General features: G+C 72.9%; 3 protein-coding genes. 2 read left to right on the top strand and 1 reads right to left on the bottom strand.

Translation table 11 applies throughout. The features are described from left to right. Positions 1-12: 12 nt before the first annotated feature. Positions 13-1,263: a PP2C family protein-serine/threonine phosphatase gene (locus tag ADL22_RS09835; protein WP_066975870.1), complete on the bottom strand. Its 1,251-nt coding sequence runs from the start codon at positions 1,261-1,263 to the stop codon at positions 13-15. A 141-nt stretch (positions 1,264-1,404) separates the two neighbouring features. On the opposite strand from ADL22_RS09835, the gene ADL22_RS09840 reads away from it, so the two are divergent. Together ADL22_RS09840 and ADL22_RS09845 are read left to right on the top strand one after the other, a co-directional pair. Further along, positions 1,405-4,098, top strand: a complete 2,694-nt coding sequence (locus tag ADL22_RS09840) for a SpoIIE family protein phosphatase (protein ID WP_066975872.1) — start codon at positions 1,405-1,407, stop codon at positions 4,096-4,098. A gap of 114 nt (positions 4,099-4,212) precedes the next feature. Continuing rightward, positions 4,213-5,658 carry a glyceraldehyde-3-phosphate dehydrogenase gene (locus ADL22_RS09845; protein WP_066975874.1) on the top strand — a complete coding sequence of 482 codons (1,446 nt, stop codon included), beginning with the start codon at positions 4,213-4,215 and terminating at the stop codon, positions 5,656-5,658. Positions 5,659-5,882: the final 224 nt, after the last annotated feature.

Genomic DNA, 5,882 nt, shown 5'->3' on the forward strand with positions numbered 1-5,882 from the left:
CCCCCGCCCCCCTCACAACCGCACGATCACCAACGCCACATCGTCCGGCGCCCCGCCGCTCACATCCATCCGGGCCAGCACCGCATCGGCCAGCCGTTCCGGGCTGACCCGGGGGAAGCGGGCCAGGGCGTCCAGCAGGCGGTTCAGACCGGCGTCGATGTCCTCGCCGCGGCGTTCGATGAGGCCGTCGGTGTAGAGCACCAGGGCGTCGCCGGAGGTGTAGCGCACCTCCGCCTGGGGGCGCGCGACGTGTTCCGGGCGGGCGCCCAGCGGCGGGTCGGTGGCCTGGTCCAGCAGCTGCCCGCTCCCGTCCGGGTGCAGCAGGACCGGCGGCGGATGGCCGGCGCTGCTGTACATGATGCGCCGCCGCACCGGGTCGACGACCGTCTGGACGGCGGTGGTGGCGAGCGCGCCGTGGACCGATCTGGCGTACAGGCCGAGCACCTCCAGCGCCTTGGCGGGCCCGTCCACGGCCCGTACGGCGGCGGACAGGGCGCTGCGGAGCATGCCCATGACGGTGGCGGCCTTCAGGCCGTGCCCCACCACGTCGCCGACCGCGACGGAGAAGCCGCCCGAGGGCAGGTCGGCGACGTCGTACCAGTCGCCGCACACGTTCAGCGAGCCGGCCGCGGGCAGATAGCGGACCGCGACGTCCCGGTGCCGGTCCAGGTCGGGGGAGTGCAGCATCGCTTCCTGGAGTGCGAGGGCGACCTTGCGCTCCCGGGCGTGCGCCCGGCGCAGTTCGTCGTTGAGGTGCTGGAGTTCCCTGGCCCGCGCGTACAGCTCGGTCTCCATGCTCTCCTCCCGGCTGTCGGCCACGCCGCCGGCCGGCAGCCGGTGGTGGGCCTCGCGCGCCTGGACGAAGGCGGTGACGTCCTCGGCGCGGTGGATGATCCACGCCACCGAGCCGTCGGCGGCCAGGACGGGCGTGTTGACCGGCGACCACCAGCGCTCCTCGAACTGCCCGGGCCGGTCCGCGCGCGGGATGTCGTACTTCTGCAGGGCCATGGTGTCCGGGCCGCCGGTGGCCAGGACGCGGTGCAGGGACGCGGAGAGGTTCCGCACCCCGTCCGCGGCGGGGTCCGCGGGATTGTCCGGGAACGCGTCGAAGAGGTACTGGCCCACCAGATCGCCGCGGGTCCGGCCGGTGGTCCGCAGATACGCCTCGTTCACGTCGGCGATCACGAGGTCCCGGCCCAGTAGCAGATAGGGACTGGGGGCGGCGGCGAAGAGCGCGCCGTAGTCGATCCGTGGTGTGGTCACATTTCCTGCCGATCCGCGCGCCCGGATGGCTGACTGCCACCAATCTAAGAGCCCCGCCCACCCGCCGCCCGTCAGGGCGGACGGGTCCGGGCGGCGGAGTCCCGGCGGCACGGCGCGCCGGACGGTGTTAGAAAGGGCAGCATGGTCGACGGGTCCGGCCGATACCGGCGCGGATCGGTACGGTCACTGACCGCCAGGCGCCCGTGGAGCGTCGCCGGGCAGGTCTTCGTGCTGCAGGTGGCGGTGGGCCTGCTGCTGGTCATCGGCGCCATGGCGGCGCTGCTGCTGGAGTCCCGGCACGACACCGAGCAGGAGGCCCGGAACCGCTCCGTCGCCGTCGCGCAGACCTTCGCCAACGCCCCCGGCCTCCCCGCCGCGCTGCGCTCGCGCGACCCCACCGCGATCCTCCAGCCGCTCACCGAGCGGGCCCGCAGACAGGCGGGCGTCGACTTCATCGTGGTGATGAACGACCAGGGGATCCGCTACACCCACCCCCGCCCGGAGCTGATCGGCAAGCACTTCATCGGCGACATCGCCCCGTCGCTGGCCGGCCACGTCCGGACCGAGAGCGTCCACGGCCCGCTGGGGCACGAGGAGCAGGCCATCGTGCCGGTCCACGGGCCGGGCGGTTCGGTCATCGCCTTGGTGGCGGCCGGGCTGAAGGTCAAGAACGTCACCCACGCCGTCAACCGCCAGCTCCCGGTCATCCTCGGCGCCAGCGGCCTGGCGCTCGTCCTGGCCACCGGCGGCACCGCGCTGATCTCCCGGCGCCTGCGGCGGCAGACCCACGGCCTGGGCGCCGCCGATATGTCGCGGATGTACGAGCACCACGACGCGGTGCTGCACGCCGTCCGCGAAGGCGTGGTGATCATGGGCGGCGACGGCCGGGTGCTGCTCGTCAACGACGAGGCCCGGCGGCTGCTGGCCCTCCCCGACGACGCCGAGGGGCGGCACCTGTCGGAACTGGCCGGCCTGGACGAGGGCATGGCCGAACTCCTGGGGTCCGGCCGGGAGGCCACCGACGAGGTCCACCGGGCCGGCGGCCGGCTGCTGGCGGTCAGCCAGCGCCCCACCCGCCGGGACGACGGCGGAATGGGCACGGTCGCCACCATCCGCGACTCCACCGAACTGCGCGCGCTGTCCGGCCGCGCCGAGGTGGCCCGCAAGCGCCTGAAACTCCTCTACGACGCCGGTGTCGGCATCGGCACCACCCTCGATGTGGTCCGCACCGCCGAGGAGCTGGCGGCGGTCGCCGTCCCGGAGTTCGCCGACTTCGCCACCGTCGACCTGGCCGAGCCGGTGCTGCGCGGTGACGAGCCGGGCGACGCGGCCGGCCAGATGCGCCGCACCGCCGCCCACGGCATCCGCGACGATCCGCCGCTCTACCCCGTCGGGCAGCGCATCGCGTTCGCCCCCGCCACCCCGCAGGCCCGCGGCCTGGGCGACGGCCGGTCGCAGGTCGTCCCCGACCTGTCCGAGGCGCACGGCTGGCACACCCAGGACCCGGTGCTGACCCGCCGGATCGTGGAGTACGGCATCCACTCGATGATCAGCGTCCCGCTCATGGCCCGCGGCATCATCCTCGGCGTGGTCAACTTCTGGCGCTCCCGGCCCGAACCGTTCGACGAGGAGGACCGGTCGCTGGCCGACGAGCTGGTGGCGCGGGCCGCGGTCACCATCGACAACGCCCGCCGCTACACCCGCGAGCACGCCATGGCGGTCACCCTCCAGCGCAGCCTGCTGCCCCGGGCGCTGCCCGAGCAGAGCGGCCTGGAGGTCGCGCACCGCTATCTGCCCGCGCAGTCCGGGGTCAGCGGGGACTGGTTCGATGTGATCCCGCTGCCCGGCAGCCGGGTCGCGCTGGTCGTCGGGGACGTGGTCGGCCACGGCCTGCACGCCGCCGCCACGATGGGCCGGCTGCGCACGGCCGTGCACAACTTCTCCACCCTCGACCTGCCGCCCGACGAACTGCTCAGCCACCTCGACGACCTGGTGGACCGGATCGACCAGGAGGAGGCGGACAGCGGCGGCGGCCCCGGCATCACCGGCGCCACCTGCCTGTACGCGATCTACGACCCGGTCTCGGGGCGGTGCGCGATGGCGCGGGCCGGGCACCCGCTGCCGGCGCTGGTCCACCCGCACGGCGGGGTGGAGTTCCCCGAGCTGCCGGCCGGGCCGCCGCTCGGGCTGGGCGGGATGCCGTTCGAGACCGCCGAGCTGAGCCTGGCCGAGGGCACCCAGATCGTGCTCTACACCGACGGCCTGGTCGAGGAGCGCAGCCGGGACTTCGACGTGGGGATGGACCTGCTCGCGCACACCCTCGCCGGCGCGGAGCGGTCGCCGGAGGAGCACTGCCGGGCCGTGCTGGACGCGCTGCTGCCCACCCGCCCGCACGACGACGTGGCGCTGCTGATCGCCCGCACCCGCACCCTGGGCCCGGACCGGGTGGCCGACTGGGACGTCCCGTTCGACCCCGCGGCGGTGGCCGGGATGCGGACCGAGGTCTCCGACCGGCTCACCGAGTGGGGCCTGGCCGACCTGGTCTTCACCACGGAACTGGTGCTCAGCGAACTGGTCACCAACGCCATCCGCTACGGCACCCCGCCGGTCCGGGTCCGGCTGCTGCGCGACCGCACCCTGGTCTGCGAGGTGGCCGACGGCAGCAACACCTCGCCCCACCTGCGGTACGCGGCCACCACCGACGAGGGCGGCCGCGGCCTGTTCCTGGTCGCCCAGCTGACCGAGCGCTGGGGCACCCGCTACACCCCGCAGGGCAAGGTCATCTGGGCCGAGCAGCCGCTGCCGCCGGCACCGGGCGGCGCGGCCGGCGCCTGACCCGGCCCGGCCGGCCGGGACCCCGGCCGCCCGCCGGAACGGCACCCGCTGCAAGATCGAAAACCGGGCGGGTTAGCATATGAGCACCGCCTAGCTCGATCGAGAGATAAGCCTGTGACTGTCAACGACGACTCGTTCACCAACTGGAAGAACCGCGAGGAGATCGCGGAGTCGATGATCCCGATCATCGGGAAGCTGCACCGGGAGCGGGACGTAACGGTTCTGCTGCACAGCCGCTCCCTGGTGAACAAGTCGGTGGTCAGCATCCTCAAGACCCACCGCTTCGCCCGGCAGATCGCCGGTGAGGAACTCTCGGTCACCGAGACGATGCCGTTCCTCCAGGCCCTGGCCACCCTCGACCTCGGCCCCTCGCAGATCGACCTCGGCATGCTCGCCGCCACGTACAAGGCGGACGACCGCGGGCTGTCCGTGGTGGACTTCACCGCCGAGGCGGTCGCCGGCGCGACCGGCGCCAACAAGATCGAGCGCGGCGAGGGCCGGGACGTCGTGCTGTACGGCTTCGGCCGCATCGGCCGGCTCGTCGCCCGCCTGCTGATCGAGAAGGCCGGCTCCGGCAACGGCCTGCGGCTGCGCGCCATCGTCGTCCGCGGCGGCGGCGATGAGGACCTCGTCAAGCGCGCCTCGCTGCTGCGGCGCGACTCCATCCACGGCCAGTTCCAGGGCACCATCACCGTCGACGAGGCGAACGACACCATCGTCGCCAACGGCAACGAGATCAAGGTCATCCACGCCGACGACCCGTCCTCGGTGGACTACACGGCGTACGGCATCAAGGACGCCATCCTCATCGACAACACCGGCAAGTGGCGCGACCGCGAGGGGCTGTCCAAGCACCTGCGGCCCGGTATCGCCAAGGTCGTGCTGACCGCGCCGGGCAAGGGCGACGTCCCGAACATCGTCCACGGCGTCAACCACGACATGCTCAAGCCGGACGAGCAGATCCTGTCCTGCGCGTCCTGCACCACCAACGCGATCGTCCCGCCGCTGAAGGCGATGGCGGACGAGTACGGCGTGCTGCGCGGCCACGTGGAGACCGTCCACTCGTTCACCAACGACCAGAACCTGCTGGACAATTACCACAAGTCCGAGCGCCGCGGCCGCTCCGCGCCGCTCAACATGGTCATCACCGAGACCGGCGCCGCCTCCGCCGTCGCCAAGGCCCTTCCGGACCTCGAGGCGAAGATCACCGGCAGCTCGATCCGGGTCCCCGTCCCGGACGTCTCGATCGCCATCCTCAATCTCCAGCTGGCCCGCGAGACCACCCGCGACGAGGTGCTGGACTACCTCCGCAACGTCTCGCTGACCTCGCCGCTCAAGCGCCAGATCGACTTCATCAGCGCCCCCGACGCGGTCTCCAGCGACTTCATCGGCTCCCGGCACGCCTCGATCGTGGACGCCGGCGCCACCAAGGTCGAGGGCGACAACGCCATCCTCTACCTCTGGTACGACAACGAGTTCGGCTACTCGTGCCAGGTCATCCGGGTCGTCCAGTACGTCTCCGGGGTGGAGTACCCGACCTACCCGGCTCCGGCGGTCTGACGCCCGGTCAGTACCTTCCGGCACCGCTACGAGGTCCCGCGCCCGCCCGGGTGCGGGACCTCCGCGTTTTCCGGTGCGCGTCAGACCTCCAGGGCGAGGTGGATGCCCTCGTACGCCAGCCACTGGGCGTGGGTGTGGAGGCCGTAGCGCAGGCCGGTGGCGGGTTTCCAGCCGGGCGGGGGCGGGGGCCAGGCGGGCGCGTCGGCTGCGGGCGGGGTGTCCGG

Source organism: Streptomyces sp. NRRL F-4489 (assembly GCF_001509485.1).
GTDB lineage: Bacteria > Actinomycetota > Actinomycetes > Streptomycetales > Streptomycetaceae > Streptomyces.